The organism is Halobacillus salinus, assembly GCF_004684905.1.
In the GTDB taxonomy this organism is placed as follows: domain Bacteria; phylum Bacillota; class Bacilli; order Bacillales; family Halobacillaceae; genus Halobacillus; species Halobacillus salinus.
In genome coordinates this window covers 834,389-856,123 of the sequence record NZ_SRJC01000001.1, presented here as the reverse complement: position 1 = coordinate 856,123, position 21,735 = coordinate 834,389, and the positions used below count along the sequence as shown (strand labels likewise).

Here is a 21,735-nt window from a genome sequence, read left to right as displayed (position 1 = left end):
AAAGTTTCAATTATGTGTCGGTTGCATCGTTTTCGTATCAATTCGTCGGATGAAAAAGTACACAACGAAGTGTCCGCCTCCAACTAGGAGTAAGATGTATGGTATTCCCGATTCTGGTTGGATGAAAGAAATAGCGAGAAGAAAGATTATTATCGACAAGACTCTCCCTGTATTCAAAAAGATTTCCCTAACAACTATATATTCTATTCTCATCTCCCCTGCATTCCATGACTTCCCGATGACGTCATAAGTGAGCGAAAGATACGGGACATAAAACAATGGGAAGAACACTCCTCCGATTGCACCGTACAGAAGTAAAAGTGGCATATTGTAGCTTAGGAGCAGCAAGAAAACATTAATATACAGGATGAAACCCGCTATTAGAATCGCTTTCTTTCTTCTTCTTGGCTTCACAACTCGACTGACCAGGAAATAGAACAAAAATGAAAACCCTGAGTAGACTAAGTTGAATAACCCGATTGACAGTTCGTCTTGCGTCATCAAGAAGATCCATATAGAAACCGCAAATAGAAAAGTCCCCTCTCTAAAGCCCTGGGAAATGTGTGCATTCGTTATCCTTTTCCAGTTTACGTTGTGTTTTCTTTCCACCATAATCCGCTTAAAAGAGAAATGCCCCTTAGCTTTCCTTCTGGATAAACCGAAACTGACGAGAACTGCAACGATGAACAATCCAAACGAGACAGCAAAAATAACCGTGTACCCCGTAAAGTTATTCAACCTAGATATGATAAAGCCAGCTAGTAATGGCCCTGTCATGCCACCCAATGACTGCAGGACTCCTAAAAACCCATTAAAAAAGTCACGTGTGTCCGGCTCCGTAATCTCAAAGGTAAGTACATTATAGGCAAGCCAGTAAAATCCATATCCGATTCCAAGTAGAGAACCAAGCATGACATTAAATGTTGCAGCTCGCTCCCCGACTAAAAGTACTGTTAAAAAGAACAGAGAAAGTACTATGACTCCTGCTCTCAAAACAATCACCCGGTCTACACGCTTGGCACATTTCCCAGCTATGATGAACGTGATCGGTTGTAATATATAGATACTCATGTTGTATAGAGCAATATCAGTATAGCTATTGGATTGCTTCCATAAATAGATATTCACGAACGTACTCGATAAGAAAATGCCAAGGGAGTAAAGGCCTCCAATTAATAGTAGCAATAGCAGATCTTTTGATACATTTTCGCGGTCTAACCACGCACGCAGCTTACTCACCATATACATGTCTCCTTTTCGTTCCCTCTTAGTGTAATCAGAACAAAAAGAGATATACGAACGAATACCGAGTAGATGATTAGCTGCTCTATGTAAGTCATGTAAAAATAAAAAAGAGCACGGCAGATGCCGTGCTCACATACGGATTATTTAGCAGCGTCGAAACGCTTTGCAACTTCATCCCAGTTTACTACGTTCCAGAATGCTGAAACGTAATCAGGACGACGGTTTTGGTAGTTAAGGTAATAAGCGTGCTCCCAAACGTCAAGTCCAAGAATTGGAGTCTTACCTTCCATTAGTGGAGAATCTTGGTTCAGCGTATCGATGACTTCAAGCTCGCCATTGTTTACGACTAGCCAAGCCCAACCAGATCCGAAACGACCTTTGGCAGTTGTTTCGAATTTCTCTTTAAATTGATCAAGACTGCCGAATGTGTCGTTAAGCTTCGTAGCTAGATCGCCAGTTGGCTCTCCGCCACCATTTGGAGACATGATAGTCCAGAATAGACTGTGGTTAGCATGACCGCCACCGTTACGACGTACAGCTGTTTTAATGTCTTCTGGTACTACAGCAAGATTGTCTGCAAGTAGTTCCTCAAGAGACTTATCTTGAAGATCTGCATGACCTTCTAGTGCATTATTCAGCTTAGTCACGTATCCATTATGGTGTTTCGTATGGTGGATGTTCATTGTTTCCTTATCGATAGTTGGTTCTAATGCGTCATACGCATATGGTAGTTCTGGTAGTTCAAATTTAGCCATTGTAAAACTCCTCCTTTAATGTAATATGTAAAACAAGAAGCGCCCTTACACGGTTTCTTAATTTTACATTATCAAACCGAAAAATGACTTGCAACTAATTTGCAACAGGAAGGAGAAAATCAAAAAATCTCCCGATAATATGAATTCCCTTATCTTAGGAATTAAAACGTCCTATTGTCCATTTCCTGTTCCTTCCATAAAAAAAGATACAAAAAAAACAAGCATCTGCTTGTTGAAATGGTGGCTCGGGACGGAATCGAACCGCCGACACACGGATTTTCAGTCCGTTGCTCTACCGACTGAGCTACCGAGCCGTATTTTTTTGAAGGAACTATTTTCGATCCGTATTTCTTCCATATAATATGTATGGCGGAGGAGGAGGGATTCGAACCCCCGCGGGGCGTTAACCCCCTGGCGGTTTTCAAGACCGCTCTCTTCAGCCAAACTTGAGTACTCCTCCGAATTACGATATGGTGGACCCTGCAGGACTCGAACCTGCGACCGATCGGTTATGAGCCGATAGCTCTAACCAGCTGAGCTAAGGGTCCAATGGGGCGGCTGATGGGAATCGAACCCACGAATGCCTGAACCACAATCAGGTGCGTTAACCACTTCGCCACAACCGCCATGGCTTATGTCAATATGTATAATGGTAGCGGCGGAGGGAATCGAACCCACGACCTCACGGGTATGAACCGTACGCTCTAGCCAGCTGAGCTACGCCGCCATTAAGTTGTTGCCGCTTGAAGCGACATTTAATAATTTAACACGGGAACAAAGATTCGTCAATACTTTTTTTGAAAGTATTTAAATGAAAACCTTCGATTTTGTGCGACAAAAATAATATAGCACGTGGGAAATCGAGTTTCAAGGTTTTTTTGTATTTTCCTTCGGATTTTCTTTCATGAAGTACACTTCTCCTCTTCCGATTCACTAATAAAAGTAAATGGGACAGTCAAGAATCCTTGACTGCCCCTTACTGTCTACTTATAAACTTTCTTTCTCACCTAAAACTTCTTCTGCAATATTAACAGCATGGTCCCCAATACGTTCAAGGTTGCTGATCATATCTACGAACACAATACCTGCTTGGCCTGTGCAAAGTCCTTCATTAAGGCGGATGATGTGCTTCTTACGGTAGCTTCGTTCCATACGATCCAATTCGTTCTCTTTTTGAACAACAGCAAGCGCTTCTTCACGATCCATATTCTGAAGTGCTTTTGTCGCTTGCTTAACCGTCATTAGGGCTAGGTCGAACATATCATTTAAGTCCTCAACAGCTTGTTCAGTAAGATTCACTTTGTTGGAGTTCTTATAATCAATTAATTCTATGATGTTTTCGAAGTGGTCTCCGATTCTCTCGAGATCCCGGACAGAATCGAGCAAGGCGGAGTGCTTATGGCTTTCTTCGTCCGTTAAGGAAGCGGATGATAATTGAACCAAATAGTCAGTAATTTTTCGATCTAAGTTGTTCAAAGCCTCTTCAATTTGCATTGCAATTTCTGAGTGTTTTTGTTGCCTGTTGTTCAAATATAAGCTTGCTTCTTCGAGTCCCTTGTATGCATATTCACCCATTCTTACTACTTCTTCTTTTGCCTGGTCTAATGCTAACGCAGGAGACTGTTCAATAAAGATTGCATCTAAGTGTTGAGGTTTGGAGTCCACTAAAGATTCCTCACCCGGCACTAGCTTGATGACAATCCATGCAAGTACGGCAATGAACGGGAATTGAACGATTGTGTTTGCAATGTTAAATGACCCGTGGGCAAATGCTATCGTCATCTGCGGTTCAAGATTGAGTGCTCCCTGGAGCCACTCGACATAGGCCGTATAAGGTTTCAATAATATCAAGAATACTACCGCACCTAACACGTTAAAAATAACGTGTACAAATGCTGCTCTTTTGGCACCGATACTAGCACCGATCGCCGCAATAACTGCCGTGATGGTTGTACCGATATTGTCTCCAAATAAGACTGGGAGACCAGCTTCAAGACTGACTAATCCTTCTCCCATCAGTTCTTGCAATATACCTATTGTCGCACTGGAACTTTGTACGATAACGGTGAATAGTGTTCCGATTACTACTCCTAAAATCGGATTATCACTCATGCTTACCGTCAACTCTTGGAATGCCTCTAAAGAACGGAGTGGCTTCATTCCCCCACTCATTGTTTCGAGTCCGAAGAATAAGGAACCGAGACCGAATACGGTCTGTCCAATATTTGTAACTTTTTTGTTTTTAAAGAAGAAAATCATAAAGGCACCTACTGCTAAAATAGGTAAACCGTATTCCTTAACATCAATACCGATAATAAATGCTGTCATCGTTGTACCGATGTTTGCGCCCATAATGACGCCGATTGCTTGTCTAAATGTCATAAACCCGGCATTAACCAGACCTACCGTCAATACAGTTGTTGTCGAACTACTTTGTACAAGTATTGTCACAACTGCACCTGCAATTACACCCATTAACGGGTTACTAGTAAAGCGATCTAACAACTCGCGTAATCGGTCTCCGGCGACTTTTTGCAATCCATCGCCCATGTACTTAAGACCAAATAGGAAAATACCAAGTCCACCGATGAATTCAAATATCATCTGTTGCACATTTATTTCCAATTCATCTCCATCCCTTCTCATCCAAGTTAATCAATAGTGTCTCTCTTTTTTGTAACACCTACACCATTATTAACGATTACTCCAATACATGCAAAGGGATTTCGACAAAATTTACATTAAATTTACGTTTAGTTCATACCCGCGTAAAATGAGTGTGATGCAATGAAAGACTAGAGGAAATTTTCAATATTTTTTTCAAATCAAAAAGACACTTTCACGAAGAAAGTGTCTTTTCTAGGTTCAGTGAATGACACGCTCTGAAATAGCTTTAATTATGAAGCACGCTGTTGGCCTTCTTCCAAATCCACTCCATGCTCTTGAATTCTATTCTCATGCATGTCTGTTAATTGATTGGAAGCAATTAAACTGGACAGTTCTTCGGTTAAACTTATCAGCTCTCGAGAGAACTCGTCGAAGTGATTCATTCTATGCTGTTGATCCTCAATTGCCTCCATTAAACGACCTGTTGAATCCGTTTGCTTCTGGATCACCAGTTTTGTACCGTTTAATGCTTCTTCCATCTGCGGCATCACGTGTTCTCCATTTTGCAGCCTTTCTTTCGATTCATTCAGGTTTTCATTAAACGAATCCATCCCACCTGAGACTTGTGAGAAAGCATCTTTTGAAATGGTCATTTGGGACTGTTGCAATTGAATTTCATCTTGCAGTTTCGAAAATTGCTCTGAGAAATATTTCCCCATCTCTACAACGTCACGCATCCGTTGATCGATATCCTGGGCCGTTTCACGCGAACGGTCTGCAAGGAGGCGAACCTCTGATGCCACAACAGCAAAACCCTTCCCACTCTCCCCTGCTCGTGCAGCCTCAATAGAAGCATTCAAAGCAAGCATTCTAGTCTGTTCCGCAATATCTTGAATCTTTTCTCCTGAATCCTGGATATTTACCACATAATTTTGGAAAGAGGTGACACGTGAAGTCATTTCCTGTAGTTCGACACGAAAACTATTGAAGGAACCTTCTATTGCGTTCACACCATCTAGGCCTGAAGAAACTGCTTTGTTCATTTCGTTCTGGTTACCGTACATGTTCTTCAAGGAATCACGAAGACTCTCAAATACACTGTGAAGCTCTGCGAAAACACTCCCCTGCATTCCCAGCAGTTCATTCGTTCGTTTACTTCCATCTGCAACAGAGTCCACTTCTCTTCTTAGTTGGTATTGTGACGTTTTCAATTCTGAAGAAGAATCTTCTATTTGCTGACCGCCTCGTTCAAGCTTATCCACAGCTCCTTGCAGAGAGCCTAATAGAGAGACGATCGTCTGAATTAAGTCTTTATAGCTTGTTTTCAGGGAATGAATTTCCGGCAAGCTGGTACGAACAGAGGAAACATCTTCCAGTACCCCTTCTCTTGCCTTCGACATGATAGCTTGCATTTCTTTTAAAGGACGAACGACGCGACCGATTAGTATGTAGACTGTCACTACGACAACAATCAGTGTAACCAACCCTAAAACAATCGTATAAGTGGCAAGTTGGTTAGCTCCTGATAAGAAATCATCCTCTGGGATCCCCAACATATAAACACTCTGTAGCTCCTGTACAGGCGCAAAGGAGAAAACGTACCGCTCCCCATTCCAATCACGGGTAATCGTTCCATTTTCTTTTTTAAGAATCTCCTCTAAGAAGGATGGTGAAACACCATCTACTATCTTTTCTTCAGGATACGAATAAATGCCTTCTTCATTAATTATGTATGCTTCGGATGTTAAGCCATCCTGGACAAGCTGGGCCTGTTGGGATGCAGAGTAAGCCTTCAACCTTTCATCGAACTCCTGTTGATCTCCTATAAAAGCATACATCAACTGTTCTGCAACGTCCTGAGCCATAAACAGCTCGCGCTCTAGCCTGTTCTGTACTAAATCCGTTTGACTGTCTTTTGCTTTGGTATATGAAAAAAAGCCGATAAGACCAATAGTACAAGCAACCATTATGCAAATAATGAAGGATAATCTAGCCTTTAGGGACAAAGTTGAAAACTTTCTTAAAGAAGGTCGCTTAATTTTATGGAAAAAGCGCATTTCCTTAAACTTCCTTATCCGGAATTTCATAAACAAACACTCCATTATCATTTATTTTTGTCTTTCGATTCAAATTATGACAACGGAGTGTTAACCGTTCGTTAAGAGAACGTAAATATTCAGTTATCTCACAACTTCTTTACTAAGATTTTAGTCCCATCTACCGAACTCACCGTGATTTGCTCTCCATTCGATATCCACTGACCATTTGAGACGGCACTAAATTCCTCTCCATCCACTTCAATCGTTCCGACCGGCCTCATGTCCGTAACAGCTTTCCCTTCTCGACCTATTAGTGCTTGGTACGATTCTTTCATAGAATTGTACCCCATCTCCGAAGTCAATTGGTCCACCAGTGTGATTTTCGTCCACATCTTCCTTCTTTTGAATACTTTCAAAAATAAAAGAGATGCCGCTGCGCCTAAGATGACCCCAATCACACTATAAAGACCCGCCACCCAGTTGGGCGCGCTTAGTCCTACGGCCAATATCGTGGTTGCTCCTCCTATCATGGCGAGCGTACCGTCGTTCACGAGTTTTCCATCAATAATCATAAGGATGATGCCTAAGAAATAAACCAGCATCATAACAATAAACATGTCCGTGCTTAAGTACGAGGAAAAATAGACTGTAATAAAACCGAATCCGATCAGCCCGAAGAAACCTTTCATATTTACTAATAACTCACCGATTAAGAACATCGTCCCAAGCAGTGTAATGAATAAAGCGATCCAGTCATAAGAGAGCACTGTCTACACTCCTTCCGAATTAACGTGATACTTTTCATACGAATGAGGGACAAAAAGCGTTTCAATTATTTATCAAATGATTTTTCTATACATGATTTCCGTGATATAATTTGACATGTTTCGAACAGCTAGACGGTCATTTACATCGATTTTACATGTACAATCGGCCGTTTCGAGGTAATTGACTTCTCATTTATGAAAGAAGCCCTTATAATGAAGGTTGGAATGATAGTTTACCTTCTTGTAACTATACAAAGGAGCGATATTAAATGGCCATTACGCACAGAAAAGATACACGCCCGGTCAAAGTCGGAGACGTAACGATTGGTGGATCAGATGAAGTCGTCATCCAATCCATGACAACGACTAAGACCCATGACGTGGAAGCAACTGTAGCAGAAATCAAAAGATTAGAAGAAGCTGGATGTCAAATTGTGCGAGTAGCTTGCCCGGATGACCGAGCAGCCGATGCAATCCCTGAAATCAAAAAGCGCATCAATATCCCACTCGTTGTAGATATCCACTTTGATTATAAAAAAGCTTTGAAAGCGATCGAAGGCGGAGCGGACAAAATCCGTATCAACCCAGGTAACATCGGGAAACGCGAAAAAGTAGAAGCAGTCGTCAAAGCAGCTAAGGAAAAGGGCATTCCGATTCGTATCGGAGTAAACGCTGGTTCTCTTGAAAGACATATCCTTGAAAAGTACGGCTACCCTACTGCAGAAGGTATGGTCGAGAGTGCACTGCACCACATCAAAATTCTAGAAGACCTAGACTTCCACGATATTGTCGTTTCTCTTAAAGCATCTGATGTCAAGTTAGCAATTGATGCATATGAGAAGGCAGCAGCGGCATTTAATTACCCGATCCACCTTGGGATTACTGAATCGGGTACTTTGTTTGCAGGTACTGTAAAAAGTGCTGCCGGACTCGGAGCGATTCTCAGCAAAGGAATCGGAAGTACAGTTCGCATAAGTCTGAGTGCAGATCCAGTAGAAGAAGTAAAAGTCGCGAAAGAATTATTAAAATCATTCGGTCTTGCCGCGAACGCTGCTACACTTATTTCATGCCCTACTTGCGGACGAATTGAAATCGACCTGATTTCTATCGCAAATGAGGTCGAGGAATACATCCAAAGTATCAAAGCTCCAATCAAGGTAGCAGTTCTAGGATGCGCCGTAAACGGTCCTGGTGAAGCTCGTGAAGCAGATATCGGAATTGCCGGTGCTAGAGGCGAAGGATTGCTATTCCGACACGGAGAAATCATTCGTAAGGTACCAGAGGATATTATGGTAGACGAATTGAAAAAAGAAGTCGATAAGTTAGCGGAAGAACATTACGAAAAGCAACGAAAAGAAAAAGAAGAACAAGAACAACAAGCTTAACTACAAAGAAAGTGGACTTCCACAAGAGGAAGTCCACTTTTTTTATGGTTTAGAGTAAATTGATTACAGGAGTGAAGAATAGAGAAAACGCGATAGAAACAATACTAACGATGATCGCCATATTGCCGAGTGTATCCGCACCTCGTCGCTTTCCGATGATTCCGAACACAATCCCCACCACACCTAGGATAAGTGGAGCGAAGAAAAAGGATAAGATGGCAGCCGTTAGACCGATCCATCCCATGCCGACTTTTACGTCGTCCTGCATGTTCGTTTCTTTTTCTTTATTTTCAATCGGTTCATGCACAGGAGCAACAGCTGCTTGCTCGGCATACTCTTCTTCATAGCTTTCCCCGTATACAGGTTGCGTTGGTCCTCGACCGTGATCATCGACTTCCTCTGCTACCTGTTCGCGTTCATCACCGTGTTCTGGCGCACGTTGAGTACCTTCTTCTCTAAGTTCCTCATCGGTTGCCTCGTCGGTCAATGTTTCCTGATTCTCAAGCTCAACAGTATCTTTTGGATCATGCATATCAAACACCCTCACTTTCTGTTTGGAGAATCACGTTTAGTGTATGTATTTATTACGTTATTTTGCGAGGGACTTAATGGAAAACCCCCTCACCAAGAGACGAGGGGGTTTTTAATCAATTCGCAAGAGCTACCGTAGTATGGTTCTCTGCTTTGTTCTGAATTTCTTTTGCATACCAACTTCGTGCATGACCATTTTCTTCTTTAAATTGCTCAAGACCGCCCATTCCTCTATGATATGCGGTTAATGCCTCGTCCCAATTTCCGTATTCTTCATGAAGGAAATCTAAATATACTAAGGATAATTGCATGGAATAATATGGGTCGAATAATAACTCATCTTCATAAGGTAAGCCAGCCATGTCAGCAATCCATGGTGCTGTATTCTTCATAAATTGGCTCATGCCATACGCATGTCCATACTTCGTTTCGGGTCCGACTAGGTCAGGGTCGAATGTGCCACCCGTCTCGACCTTGAGTAATTCATAAGCGAGATAAGGGTCGATCTCATAACGCTTCGACTCTCTAACGAGGTACAATGCCCATGATTTTTTAAATTCACCGTTACTTTCTGTAACCAGCTGCTCCGCTTTCTTTTCCATCTTTGGCCATGTATAGAAACCGTTTTTCTTGGAGACATCCTTTGATGATACGTTTTTCATATAATCATTTGTGGATGATAAAGTTTCATTTTTTGTACGAAGTTTCTCGTTCTTATCTTTTAACTGCTGATTCTCCTCAGCTAATGATTGGGTATGCTGTTTCTGTAAAGTATGCACTGTAACAAATGTTACTGCAACTAGGAGGACTGCAACCCCCACTTGCAACAAAGGTTTTACACCTTTCATAAAGCGTTCACTCCTTTAACTGTTCCATCGCTCTAGTCATTTCGACCAGCATGCTGCCTGGACCCATTGGCATATACTAACCGAAGCACTGATCGAATGCAATTCATTTACCCATAGACATAATTTTTTAAAAACACATTATCTTCCCCCAATTCATAAAGTGTATGGAGTACGAATCGGGAGGGAACGTCTATGAAAAATTGGGCACAACAGTTAGTTACCCAAAAATTAAAGGGGTTAACCGTAAAAGAAGTATTAGAGTATAGTAAAAAGTATGATATTCCCGTCTCCAAACGAGAAGCAGAGGCTATTGTGAAGGCCCTTAAAACCAACAAGGAAAACCCATTTGATCCTAATGGAAGAAAGAAAATGTTCAAAAAACTAGCCGCTCTAACGTCCAAAGACACCGCAAGATCCTTAAACAAATTACTTAACCAATTGGCAAAGGAGTACGGGGTTTCCCATTGGTTGGATTAAAAGATAAAAAATCACCCGCAAGGAGAGACCTCCCGGGTGATTTTTTTACTGTTGCATAATTTTCTCTTTCAATTGTTCGTCAAACGTCCCCGCTTTCACCATGTCGATCTCAAAGCGATAAGGCGGCTTTTTGTTCTTCTTATCTTCGCCTACATAAGGCGTTTCAAGGATTTTCGGAAGGTCTTGTAAACTTGGGTGATGAATGACTTTGTGCAAGGCGTCAAAACCGATGTGCCCGAATCCAATATTCTCGTGTCGGTCTTTCTGTGCACCTTGAATGTTTTTGCTGTCATTAACGTGCACCACCTTCAACCTGTCGATGCCTACAATACGGTCGAACTCCTCTAATACACCATCAAAGTCTTCTACCACATTGTAACCAGCATCATGAATGTGACAAGTATCCATGCAAACAGACAACTTTTCATTTAATGTCACACCATCAATGATTTGGGCAAGCTCATCAAAGCTTCTGCCAATCTCAGAGCCTTTCCCAGCCATCGTTTCCAGCGCTATTTGCACATTTTGGTCTTTATGAAGCACTTCATTAAGACCTTCGATGATTTTTGGCAAACCTTTATCGACTCCCTGACCAACGTGGGATCCTGGATGGAGAACGATCTGGCGCGCTCCTAATGCTTCGGTCCGTTCGATTTCACTACGTAAAAAGTCCACGCCTAATTGGAATGTTTCTGGCTTCGTTGTATTCCCGATATTGATAATATACGGAGCATGAACCACGATATCTTTGATACCATGGTCTTTCATGTGTGCTTCTCCTGCTTCTATATTTAGTTCCTCTATCGGGCGACGGCGCGTGTTTTGCGGGGCACCTGTATAAATCATAAAGGTATTGGAACCGTAGGAGGCTGCCTCTTCACTCGCACCTAGTAGCATTTTCTTGCCTTTCATGGAAACATGAGATCCGATTTTTAACATTCTATCCCTACCTTTTTATTTCTTTTTTCGATATTCGTTTTTCTTTAAATCCTTTAGATTTCGCTCTTTTTGCTTTTTCATTTTCTTCTTGTAACCAGGTTTCACCTTCTTGGGCTTGCGCACCATTTGCTTTGCACGCTTCTCCATATCCGATTCGGGACGCTTTCTCGTTTCGCGTTCCTTATAGGATTTCATTTCTTTCCATTCACCATTTTTCACTTCATAGAAATCAAAAGTAAGCCCCTTGTTTTCTAGCTTCTCAATCAGCTTCAAGTCCTCTTCTTTATAGAGGTTGATCGCTGTTCCTTCAAGTCCTGCTCTCGCTGTTCGTCCAACGCGGTGAACATAGAACTCTTCTTCTTTTGGCATCTGGGCATTGATGACGTGACTAACCCCTTCAATATCAATCCCTCTTGAAGCCAAGTCAGTAGCTACGATGTATTGATAGCGAAGACTTTGAAGCTCTTTCAGCATCCGCTTACGCTCTCGTGGAGATAAACCTCCGTGCAGAACCCCGACTTCGAGTCCTCGATTTAAAAGCTCATCTGCAAGTTCATCTGCATGGTTTTTGCCATTTGTAAAGATAATCGCCAGATAAGGCTGGATCGCTTTGGTAATATCCATGATGACGTCTGCCGGATGTTTATGCCTTAACGGCACCAACCGGTGTTCCATTGATTCAGGAGAAGGTTTATCGTCTTGAATCTCGATGTGTTTCGGGTTGGTTAAATATTTTTTCAAGAATGGCTGTAGTCGTTCTGGGATAGTAGCTGAGAAAACAAGCATCTGCACCTCTTCATCCATCCGAACGAGAATTTGGTCTACATCTTCTATGAAACCTAAATCAAGCATTAGATCTGCTTCATCCAGTACGAATGCTTTTGCCTGATAAAGATCAATCGCTTCTTCTTTGACCATGTCTAATATACGGCCAGGCGTCCCTACCACGATGTGAGGAGGACGAGAAGAGAGCTTATCGACCATTTTCTGCTTGTCCGTTCCCCCGATTAGCAGCTTCGACCTCCAGACTTGATCTTTACCGGCTAATTTGACGGCTTTTTTCACTTCTTCATGAATTTGAATCGCTAATTCTCGTGTTGGTGCCGTCACAACGAACTGTACATGATTACTGTCTTCCTCCATCTTAGAGAGAAGAGAGAGTAAGTAGGCGTGTGTCTTTCCTGATCCTGTGTGCGACTGACCGATGAGGCTTTCCCCTCTTAGAGCAGCAGGTAGAACCTGTTGTTGAATCGGTGTCGGCTTATCAAAGCCCAGTCCTTTAACTATTTGTGTTACCTCTGGACTGATGGCGTATTGCTCAAATGTATGTTGACTCATAATTGTACTCCTTTGAATGTATAATGTCCCTTCTACATTATAATAGACAAGCGCTAGAATTGCACGATTCCTTGACAACTACAGGGGATTCTTTGTCATCTTTCGACTTAGGCTTTATAATATAGGTGGAAGTTATTCGATAAAGAGGAGGACGTCTTGTAATGGAAGTCATCAAAATCGCCCCTCGCGGTTATTGTTATGGAGTGGTGGATGCGATGGTCATCGCGCAAAATGCTGCGAAAGACCCTAACTTACCACGCCCTATTCATATATTAGGAATGATTGTACACAACTCCCACGTTACTGATGCTTTCGAAAAGGAAGGCATTATTACAGTGGATGGTAAAAACCGTTTAGACTTACTTGAAGGTATCACAGAAGGAACCGTCATCTTCACTGCACACGGAGTATCTCCAGAAGTGAAGGAGCGCGCTAAGAAAAAAGGATTGATGACCTTAGATGCGACTTGCCCGGACGTTACTAATACCCATAACCTTATCCGTAAGAAGGTAGAAGAAGGCTATGAGATTATTTACGTCGGTAAGAAAGGGCACCCAGAACCAGAAGGTGCTATGGGAGTTGCTCCTGGAAAAGTCCATCTTGTTCAAACAGAAGAAGATGTCGACGCATTGGAGCTCGATCACGACAAATTGATGATTACAAACCAGACTACGATGAGTCAGTGGGATGTTTACGATGTAATGGAAAGAGCGAAAGAAAAATTCCCGCAACTCGAAAAACAACAAGAGATCTGCATGGCTACACAAGTAAGGCAAGAAGCGGTTTCTGAACAAGCGAAAGAAGCAGGCTTAACATTGGTGGTTGGGGACCCGAAAAGTAATAATTCCAATAGATTAGCACAAGTTTCTCAAGAAAAAGCCGGTACAGTGGCTTACAGAATCGCAGACGTTACAGAAATTGAACTTGAATGGTTAGAAGGCGTTGAAAAAGTAGCCGTTACTGCCGGCGCTTCCACACCTACCCCTATAACAAAAGAGGTAATCAAATTCATCGAACAATTTGACCCAGAAGATGAAGATACCTGGATTCGAGAGTCTAAAGTGGAACAAAAGAAAATTCTACCGAAGATTCATGCGAAAAAGAAAGTCAAAAGATAAAAAGGTGAAGGGCATTTGCCCTTCACCTTTTTTTATTAATCAAATATAAATGGCTCAGTGTGAGAATCAGATTGCAATACCGTCAGTTGATGATTGGTATTACAGTGTTCTTCAATATAAGAAGCTATCTTTGGTACAATCACTTTCTCTGTGTAGTGACCAGGATCGATGATGGCTAACCCCATCGCTTCAGCATCCTGTGTGATATGGAACGTCATATCTCCGGTAATATAGACATCCGCTCCACTCTTCTTCGCTTGGTGAATGTAGTCCTCACCACTTCCCCCTAAAATAGCGACTCTTTTCACTTTTTTCGATGGATCTCCAGCAAATCGAAGTGCTGGTACCTGATACTTCTCTTTAACCAACTCGTTTAGTTCTTTTAACGTCATAGCTTCTTCCAAGTCTCCAACACGACCCACCCCGAGGATTTCCCCTTCGTTGATCAGTGGATATAAGTCATAAGCTACTTCTTCATAAGGGTGGGTACTGTGCATTGCTTGGAGAACAGAATCAAGCTTGGACTTAGGTACAATGGTTTCAATCCTCTTCTCATCTACCTTCTCCAGTTTATTCTGTTCCCCTATATGAGGGTCTGTACCTTCTCTCGGCATAAACGTCCCCCTACCGGAAAGTTCGTACGTACAGTGGCTGTAATTTCCGATATAACCGGCACCAGCTTCACTGATAGCATCTCTCAGTGACTCTGCATTTCCTTCCGGTACAAACACGACCAACTTCACGAGCTCATCTTTAGTATGAGGAATAAGAACCTTCGTGTGTCGAAGCCCGAGCAATTCTGCCATCACATCATTTACACCGCCTTTAGCTACATCGAGGTTGGTATGAGCAGCATAGACTGTAATGTCGTGTTGGATCAGCTTTCTGACAATCCGCCCTTTTGGAGTATCAAAGTTGATCTGCTTCAGCTTTACAAATAGCAAAGGATGATGGGCAATGATTAAATCTACGTTTTTTTCAATCGCTTCATCCACAACGTTCTCCAGGACATCAAGAGTAACCATAACGGTCTCAACAGGCTTGTTTAGCGTACCGACTTGAAGACCGACATTATCCCAATCATATGCGAGGGATTTCGGTGACCAGCTCTCGAATGCACGGATGATTTCTTGTCCCGTCAACGTAGCATTCATTACAATACTACCTCCTTAAGCCACTCAATTTCTTTGTGTAATTGATCGACTTTTGCTTGATTTACTTTCTGAGCTTTTTCTAATTCTCCTAAGATATACTTCTTTGTTTCCAGTTCCTCTTGCCATTTCTTTTGAAACACAGAACTACTTTCTCTTAACAAATAAGGACCAAACCACTGCTCTTTCTCCTGATCTTCTGAATACGGCTTCAGGGGATCTCCTGGTTGTGCAACTAATACTTCATATATGTGACCATTTTCTTCTAAAATTTCCTCTGCAATTAGTTCATAACCGTACTCCACAAACCACTTCCTGATCGACCGTGCATCAATATTCGGTTGGACGATGATACGATTTACGGATGAAAGCTTGTCCTTACCTTCATCAAGAATATCTCGAATTAGCGGTCCGCCCATACCTGCAATGGTTATTTGCTGGACTTCCCCTTCCGTTAAAACAGAGAGTCCACTTCCAAGTCTCGTTTGAATCCGGTCCTCTAGATTATGGGAAGCAACTTCTCTCTTTGCACTATCTAAAGGTCCCTGATTCACTTCACCAGCGATTGCCTTTGCCTCTTTGTCTTTAATGCACACATAACAAGGTAGATAGGCATGGTCTGATCCTATATCAGCGAAGTTTGCCCCTTCCGGTAAATAATCTGCAACCAGTTGCAGGCGCTTCGATAATTGATTGACATTCATATTCTATTTGTTCCCTCTCTTCCACTCCATATAAAAAGAAAAGCTTTCTGAATGAGATCCCCAGAAAGCTTTTCCTGTTCATGCATTATTTTTTCTCTGCTAACCAATCCGCTACAGCTTGTGCTTGCTCACCAGTATAAAGTCCTGGCGGCATGGAGCCACGACCATTCTCAATGATGCCTTTGATTTCTTCAGCAGAGTAGCGACTTCCCACTTCTTGAAGGTTCGGTCCTACACCACCGCTCAGGTCACCACCGTGACAACTTGCACATTTGTTTTGGAAAAGTGCTTCTGGATCTCCACTTTCAGCTTCTCCGCCTGCCTCTTCTTGTTGTTCGCCACCATGTTCTTCTTGGTTCTGAATAGCTTCTCGTTGGTTAATACCGGCAGCTGATACAATAATCATTGCAACAATACCTAGTACAGCAATAACTGCAAATGGAATCACAGGGTTTTTTCTCATGAGTTGATCCTCCTTATGTATTCCCTTACAAAGTATTCGAACGTCTTTTCGACTAATTTTATTCTACTCGAAAAGACAAACTTATGAAAGAGATAGATGTGAAAAATTATGAAACAATAATTACAAGCAATACTATTATACCTATACAACTGGAGATAAGTAAATAGGGGAGCTTTAACCGCCTTCCTATTACAGCCCAAATCGCACAATGGATGGTGATTACTACATAGACGCTCCAATTGTTAGGTACCTGCTCATGGACTAACGATACAGATAACAAGAGACTGATCAATAGACTGATGATGAGCGGTATGTGAAACTGATCCGAAGACTTCTTCTTCAATCTCCTACTGTACACAATCGAAAGGGCTACAAAACTCGACAAAAGCCCTGTTTGCATTATCATGTCCATTTCAGTAAAATAAATGACAAGAAATGAAAGGGGTAACAAAAAAAGGGTAAATGTCATCATTAGAATGTTCCAAGGGATCCGCTTGTTCTTTTTGGAAACCGTTTCATTCTCTAAGGTCTCTTCACCCTCTCCCTCCGTATATAGGGCTAGTAAAAAATCACAATATTCTTTAGGTAGTAGCCTGTTCTTTTTCCAATAGCGTATTTCATTCACAATCGTTTGCTTCCGCTCTTCAGCCATAACATCCCCCTCGGTCCTAAGGTACGTGATGGCACCCCGGTCTGCTTTGACACATGGGTATTGCTTCTCCCTCGATTACAATCGAAAGAGCAAATTCATAAAAAAACAGGGACCACCGAACTTGCAGCCGATGGACCCTTTGGTTAATGCGCTTCTATTCCATGAAGTCTTTCAGACGTTTACTTCGGCTTGGGTGTCGTAATTTACGAAGAGCTTTCGCTTCGATCTGGCGGATACGCTCGCGTGTTACTCCGAAGACTTTCCCTACTTCTTCTAGCGTTCTTGTACGGCCATCGTCCAGGCCAAAACGCAGGCGCAACACGTTTTCCTCACGGTCTGTCAATGTGTCCAACACATCTTCCAGTTGTTCCTTTAACAGTTCATAAGCGGCATGATCTGAAGGAGATGTTGCCTCTTGGTCCTCAATGAAGTCTCCCAAATGAGAGTCGTCTTCTTCCCCAATCGGCGTTTCTAAAGAAACAGGCTCTTGAGCGATTTTCAGAATTTCACGGACTTTGTCAGGAGTAAGCTCCATATCTTGAGCAATTTCTTCTGGAGTTGGTTCACGTCCAAGATCCTGAAGTAGTTGACGCTGAACTCTAATTAGTTTGTTGATCGTTTCTACCATGTGAACCGGAATACGGATTGTACGAGCTTGGTCGGCAATCGCACGGGTGATGGCTTGACGAATCCACCATGTTGCGTAGGTACTGAACTTGTACCCTTTACGGTAATCGAACTTCTCTACAGCTTTGATCAATCCCATGTTCCCTTCTTGAATCAAATCAAGGAACAACATGCCTCGACCAACGTACCGTTTGGCGATACTTACAACTAGACGAAGGTTTGCTTCAGCCAAGTCACGCTTCGCTTCTTCATCTCCGCTTTCAATACGCTGTGCCAAACTAATTTCGTCTTTAGCAGATAGAAGGTTCACACGACCGATTTCTTTTAAGTACATGCGAACCGGGTCGTTGATTTTAACACCAGGAGGAACGCTTAGGTCATTCAAGTCGAACTCTTCTTCTTTATCAAGCTGTTTCATGCTTGGGTCGGTATCAGAGTCACCAATTACTTCGATTCCCTGCTCGTTAAGGTGTTCATAGAACTCGTCCATTTGGTCAGAGTCGAGTTCAAAGTTCGAGAGTTTCTCAGCTACCTCTTCGTAAGCGAGAACCCCTCGCTTTTTACCGATTTCCACAACTTGCTCTTTGGCTTGTTCAAGAGTCAAGTCGCTATTAGTGTTTTCATTTTCTTTAGAACGTGATGGCTGTTGTTTCTTATCTGCCATAAGTCCCCCTCCTTCCAACGTATCTATACAAACTATCTAAGGTGTTTTAATTGTCTCTTCTTCTCATTTGTATGAGTTTCATGGCAATTTCCGCAGCTTTGATATGTTCATCTTGCTGCTCCGCCCTCTTCAACTCATCCTCCAAGGCTTTTATATCCGTACGACCAGAACCTTCTGCCCGAATCTTTGATATATAATCATATATTTCCTGATCCGACACTTCTTCATTCACAGAAGTCATCGCTAATTCGATTACCTTGTTTTTTAACTCAGAGTCATCAAGACGTTCGATAAAATCACTTACATCTGAATCATTACCGTCTTCATAATATGCGTAAAGATACGTAACGATGACCTGATGCTCCGCAATATTGAACGCTCCCCCTAATTCATTTTGAACTTTATCAGCAATAAATGGATCTCTCAACATATAAGCAATCAACATTCTCTCTGCATTGTGAAAGGCAGGTAGAAGTCTCTTCTGCCTGGATGCCTGCTGCTTCGGCCCATCGGAATGTGTGGATGCTCTTTGAGGAACTTGTTTAGGTCCGGACTGTCGCTGTATCCCATGTACTTCTTCCCTAAGAGTCTCTATTGACACTTCAAACTCTTTTGCAAGTTCATTAAGGTAGTAATCTCGTTCGACTGCTCGATCTAACGTGGCAATCTCCTGTACTACCGATTCGATATAAGCGATCCGATCTCCTTCAATTTGAAGGTTATAATCCCTTCTTAAATAACTCATCATAAATGTCATATACGTTTCACTAGTAGCAATGACTTCTTTTTGGAATCGGTCCCCTCCATATTTCTGGATGAAATCATCTGGATCGAGACCATCCGGAACCCTTGCTACAAATGCCTGACAGCCAGTATTTTTCATTAGTTTCGCTGCTTTAGCTGCTGCCTCTACTCCAGGTTGATCTCCGTCATAGCAAATGATGACCTGATCTACATACCTTTTAAGCAGGTTCGCTTGTGTTTGTGAGATCGATGTTCCCATCGTTCCCACGGCATGATTGACACCTGACTGGTCGGCGGAAATCACATCCACATACCCTTCAAACAAAACGACTGATTTCTGCTTACGAATTGCCGATCTTGCTTGGTCAAAGTTATACAATAACTTTCCTTTTTGAAATAGTTCCGTCTCCGGACTGTTCAAATATTTCGGCTCCTGGTTTCCCTGCGCCCTGCCTGCAAATGCGACGGTTTTACCTAGATGATTTCGCAGTGGGAAAATGACCCTCCCACGAAACCTGTCTGCGTATTCGCCTTGGTCGTTGACACTGAGTAAGCCTGCTTTGACCATTGTTTGAGGATGGAATCCTTTCTTTTCTAGAAACGTTACAACGAAATCTTTTGAGTTAGGTGAATAACCGATTTGATATTTTTTAATCGTTTCTTCTGTAAATCCACGATTCAGTAGATATTGATAGGCATCCTGTCCCTCTTTGGAATTCCTTAATAGGTGATGATAAAGCTTGGCAAGCCATTGATGAGCTTCTAGAATAGTTTGACTCTCTTCGCTCTGCTCGCTGGGTTGGTGTTCCTCTGTTATTTCTTCAGGAAGATCAACATTCGTTTGATCAGCCAGATGTCTAACAGCTTGTATGAACCCATAGCCTTCCATCTCCATGAGGAAGGTGTACACATTCCCTCCCTTTCCACATCCAAAGCAATGAAAGATCTGCTTGTCGTCAGAAACGGAAAAAGAAGGAGTGCTTTCTCCATGGAAGGGACATAATCCAAAATAGTTTCTACCTTGTTTCTTCAAATCTACATATTCACCGATGACCTCGACGATGTCTGTTGAGCGACGAATTTCATCTACTTTTTCTTCTGGAATATGTCTAGCCATATACAACCACCATACTATTGAAATATTCGTGCTAAATTATGAAATCCCTTCATCTTCTGACATTAATTTTTCCAATTGCCGACTGAAACGGTGACGATCATCGTTTGTAAAAGCAGAAGGTCCTTTCCACTTTTTCTTCTGTTTCATCGTCTGTTGTCTCAAATGCTTGGAATCCATAATCTGTACAGCGTCATCTTCTGTAACTAGTTTACCTCTAGGTGTCAGTACATAAACCCTTTTGGACGTTAACAACACCGCAAGAGAAAGGTCCTGAGTTACAACAATATCCTTAGGTTTCACACGATTTAAGATATATAGATCGACTGTCTGCGAGCCGTGATCGAGAAACGTCCATTCCTGACCTTCAAGATCAGAACTGAAATGGTTGATCGTGGCGATGAACTGAGGCTGCCATCCATAATTCTCACTGACTTGGACAATTTCTTTTTGGACTGGACAACTATCTGCGTCCACCCAAAGTGTCGGGGTATAATTTGACATAATAACTTTTATTCTACGATAAAATAAAAGAATCCTCCTATTTCTACAATGTTTTATTATTCTGAAAAGTATTCACTTCTTTCAGAACAGCATACCAAGAGGATTTTTTCACAAATAGTTATTATAATACAAACCCTAATGAAATGCCATGTTTAATTTTACCTAATTTCAAGTATTCCCAACAAAAGTCGCGCTTAACCACAGCGCGACTTTTGATAATTTATACTATTCTTGGGAATCTTCTCTTAATTTATTCACAATTAAATTTGCTGTCTCTTCGACTGCTTTATTTGAAACATCAATTACCGGACAACCAATCCGTTCGACAATATTATTAAAATGATCGATTTCCTGTTGAATCCGATTCATATTAGCATAACTCGCCTGCGCTCCCAAACCTAACGACTTGAGTCGCTCTTTACGAATACCATTTAACTTATCAGCGTTGATTTTAAGTCCGATGCACTTATTAGGATTCACGCGAAACAGCTCAGAGGGCGGTTGTACTTCGGGCACGATCGGTACATTAGCAACTTTCAGCCTTTTATGTGCTAAATATTGAGACAATGGTGTCTTAGAAGTTCTTGAGACGCCAATCAAAATGATATCTGCTTTCGATATACCCCGCGGGTCGCGTCCATCGTCATACTTAACGGCAAACTCGATCGCTTCAACGCGCTTGAAGTAGTCTTCATCTAACTTATGGACTAATCCCGGTTCAAGCCTTGGTTCGATATTGAAGTGCTTCTCCATCGATTCCATCATCGGCCCCATAATATCCACGCATTCAACCTCATGCTTATGTGCTTGTTCAAGCAAATGCTTCCTAAAACGTGGGATGACAAATGTAAAGCCTATCATCGCACCATGTTCTTTCGCTTGCAAGACCGCTTCATTAATGGTCCCTTTATCTTCTACATAAGGGATTCGCTGAAGATCAAACGGCCCATCATCAAATTGACTAAGTGCTGCTTTCACGACAAGTTCTGCCGTTTCCCCTACTGAATCTGACAAGACATAAATCAAGGGTTTCTCCAAGCTAACCCCTCCTCATTTTCTGAAA

General features: G+C 42.1%; 20 protein-coding genes and 5 tRNA genes. 3 read left to right on the top strand and 22 right to left on the bottom strand.

The window, feature by feature from the left end; translation table 11 throughout:
* Positions 1-6: 6 nt before the first annotated feature.
* The 10 genes from E4663_RS04645 to E4663_RS04600 form a co-directional block, all read right to left on the bottom strand.
* Positions 7-1,242, bottom strand: coding sequence for an MFS transporter (locus tag E4663_RS04645; RefSeq protein ID WP_079479653.1), 1,236 nt, complete (start codon positions 1,240-1,242; stop codon positions 7-9).
* A 143-nt stretch (positions 1,243-1,385) separates the two neighbouring features.
* Positions 1,386-2,000 (bottom strand): superoxide dismutase, encoded by a 615-nt coding sequence (locus tag E4663_RS04640; RefSeq protein ID WP_079479652.1) that lies wholly within the window; start codon positions 1,998-2,000, stop codon positions 1,386-1,388.
* A gap of 238 nt (positions 2,001-2,238) precedes the next feature.
* A tRNA-Phe gene (locus E4663_RS04635) sits at positions 2,239-2,314 on the bottom strand.
* Positions 2,315-2,367: 53 nt separating this feature from the next.
* Positions 2,368-2,460, bottom strand: a tRNA-Ser gene (locus tag E4663_RS04630).
* Positions 2,461-2,471: 11 nt separating this feature from the next.
* Positions 2,472-2,548 (bottom strand) — tRNA-Ile (locus tag E4663_RS04625).
* A gap of 2 nt (positions 2,549-2,550) precedes the next feature.
* Positions 2,551-2,626 (bottom strand) — tRNA-His (locus E4663_RS04620).
* A gap of 24 nt (positions 2,627-2,650) precedes the next feature.
* Positions 2,651-2,727 (bottom strand) — tRNA-Met (locus E4663_RS04615).
* A gap of 260 nt (positions 2,728-2,987) precedes the next feature.
* A complete protein-coding gene (locus tag E4663_RS04610; protein ID WP_079480878.1) occupies positions 2,988-4,625 on the bottom strand; it encodes a Na/Pi cotransporter family protein in 1,638 nt (545 codons plus the stop codon).
* A gap of 272 nt (positions 4,626-4,897) precedes the next feature.
* Positions 4,898-6,574: a methyl-accepting chemotaxis protein gene (locus E4663_RS04605; RefSeq protein WP_158290418.1), complete on the bottom strand. Its 1,677-nt coding sequence runs from the start codon at positions 6,572-6,574 to the stop codon at positions 4,898-4,900.
* 218 nt (positions 6,575-6,792) lie between these two features.
* On the bottom strand, positions 6,793-7,413 hold the full coding sequence (locus E4663_RS04600) for an NfeD family protein (protein WP_079479650.1): 621 nt from the start codon (positions 7,411-7,413) through the stop codon (positions 6,793-6,795).
* Between the two features lie 269 nt (positions 7,414-7,682).
* On the opposite strand from E4663_RS04600, the gene ispG reads away from it, so the two are divergent.
* Positions 7,683-8,798: a flavodoxin-dependent (E)-4-hydroxy-3-methylbut-2-enyl-diphosphate synthase gene (gene ispG, locus E4663_RS04595; protein WP_079479649.1), complete on the top strand. Its 1,116-nt coding sequence runs from the start codon at positions 7,683-7,685 to the stop codon at positions 8,796-8,798.
* Between the two features lie 49 nt (positions 8,799-8,847).
* Here the strand turns inward: ispG and E4663_RS04590 are convergent, their stop codons facing one another.
* Together E4663_RS04590 and E4663_RS04585 are read right to left on the bottom strand one after the other, a co-directional pair.
* Positions 8,848-9,330, bottom strand: a complete 483-nt coding sequence (locus tag E4663_RS04590) for an MATE family efflux transporter (RefSeq protein ID WP_079479648.1) — start codon at positions 9,328-9,330, stop codon at positions 8,848-8,850.
* Between the two features lie 115 nt (positions 9,331-9,445).
* Entirely contained in the window at positions 9,446-10,177 is a 732-nt protein-coding gene (locus E4663_RS04585; protein ID WP_241657104.1) for a lytic transglycosylase domain-containing protein, read from the bottom strand.
* A 192-nt stretch (positions 10,178-10,369) separates the two neighbouring features.
* Between E4663_RS04585 and E4663_RS04580 the strand changes: the two genes are divergently transcribed.
* A complete protein-coding gene (locus E4663_RS04580; RefSeq protein WP_079479646.1) occupies positions 10,370-10,654 on the top strand; it encodes a DUF2624 domain-containing protein in 285 nt (94 codons plus the stop codon).
* A gap of 45 nt (positions 10,655-10,699) precedes the next feature.
* Here E4663_RS04580 and E4663_RS04575 read toward each other — a convergent pair whose 3' ends face one another.
* Both E4663_RS04575 and E4663_RS04570 read right to left on the bottom strand, forming a co-directional pair.
* Entirely contained in the window at positions 10,700-11,593 is an 894-nt protein-coding gene (locus E4663_RS04575) for a deoxyribonuclease IV (RefSeq protein ID WP_135326803.1), read from the bottom strand.
* Positions 11,594-11,608: 15 nt separating this feature from the next.
* Positions 11,609-12,931: a DEAD/DEAH box helicase gene (locus E4663_RS04570; RefSeq protein WP_135326802.1), complete on the bottom strand. Its 1,323-nt coding sequence runs from the start codon at positions 12,929-12,931 to the stop codon at positions 11,609-11,611.
* A 161-nt stretch (positions 12,932-13,092) separates the two neighbouring features.
* Between E4663_RS04570 and E4663_RS04565 the strand changes: the two genes are divergently transcribed.
* Positions 13,093-14,049, top strand: a complete 957-nt coding sequence (locus tag E4663_RS04565) for a 4-hydroxy-3-methylbut-2-enyl diphosphate reductase (protein ID WP_079479643.1) — start codon at positions 13,093-13,095, stop codon at positions 14,047-14,049.
* Between the two features lie 35 nt (positions 14,050-14,084).
* On the opposite strand, the gene E4663_RS04560 is transcribed toward E4663_RS04565, so the two are convergent.
* The 8 genes from E4663_RS04560 to E4663_RS04525 all read right to left on the bottom strand — a co-directional run bounded on the left by E4663_RS04560 (position 14,085) and on the right by E4663_RS04525 (position 21,710).
* Positions 14,085-15,203, bottom strand: a complete 1,119-nt coding sequence (locus tag E4663_RS04560) for a Nif3-like dinuclear metal center hexameric protein (protein WP_135326801.1) — start codon at positions 15,201-15,203, stop codon at positions 14,085-14,087.
* On the bottom strand, positions 15,203-15,904 hold the full coding sequence (locus tag E4663_RS04555) for a tRNA (adenine(22)-N(1))-methyltransferase (protein WP_135326800.1): 702 nt from the start codon (positions 15,902-15,904) through the stop codon (positions 15,203-15,205). Before E4663_RS04555 ends, E4663_RS04560 begins: the two co-directional genes overlap by 1 nt.
* A gap of 85 nt (positions 15,905-15,989) precedes the next feature.
* Positions 15,990-16,367 carry a cytochrome c550 gene (gene cccA, locus E4663_RS04550; RefSeq protein WP_079479640.1) on the bottom strand — a complete coding sequence of 126 codons (378 nt, stop codon included), beginning with the start codon at positions 16,365-16,367 and terminating at the stop codon, positions 15,990-15,992.
* Positions 16,368-16,473: 106 nt separating this feature from the next.
* Positions 16,474-17,019 carry a hypothetical protein gene (locus tag E4663_RS04545; RefSeq protein WP_135326799.1) on the bottom strand — a complete coding sequence of 182 codons (546 nt, stop codon included), beginning with the start codon at positions 17,017-17,019 and terminating at the stop codon, positions 16,474-16,476.
* Positions 17,020-17,173: 154 nt separating this feature from the next.
* The gene (gene rpoD / locus E4663_RS04540; protein WP_079479638.1) at positions 17,174-18,310 is read right to left on the bottom strand and encodes an RNA polymerase sigma factor RpoD; all 1,137 of its coding nucleotides are present in this window, start codon (positions 18,308-18,310) and stop codon (positions 17,174-17,176) included.
* A gap of 46 nt (positions 18,311-18,356) precedes the next feature.
* Positions 18,357-20,171, bottom strand: a complete 1,815-nt coding sequence (gene dnaG, locus E4663_RS04535) for a DNA primase (protein WP_079479637.1) — start codon at positions 20,169-20,171, stop codon at positions 18,357-18,359.
* Positions 20,172-20,207: 36 nt separating this feature from the next.
* On the bottom strand, positions 20,208-20,672 hold the full coding sequence (locus E4663_RS04530; protein WP_135326798.1) for a YaiI/YqxD family protein: 465 nt from the start codon (positions 20,670-20,672) through the stop codon (positions 20,208-20,210).
* Positions 20,673-20,897: 225 nt separating this feature from the next.
* Entirely contained in the window at positions 20,898-21,710 is an 813-nt protein-coding gene (locus E4663_RS04525; protein ID WP_135326797.1) for a pyruvate, water dikinase regulatory protein, read from the bottom strand.
* Positions 21,711-21,735 lie beyond the last annotated feature (25 nt).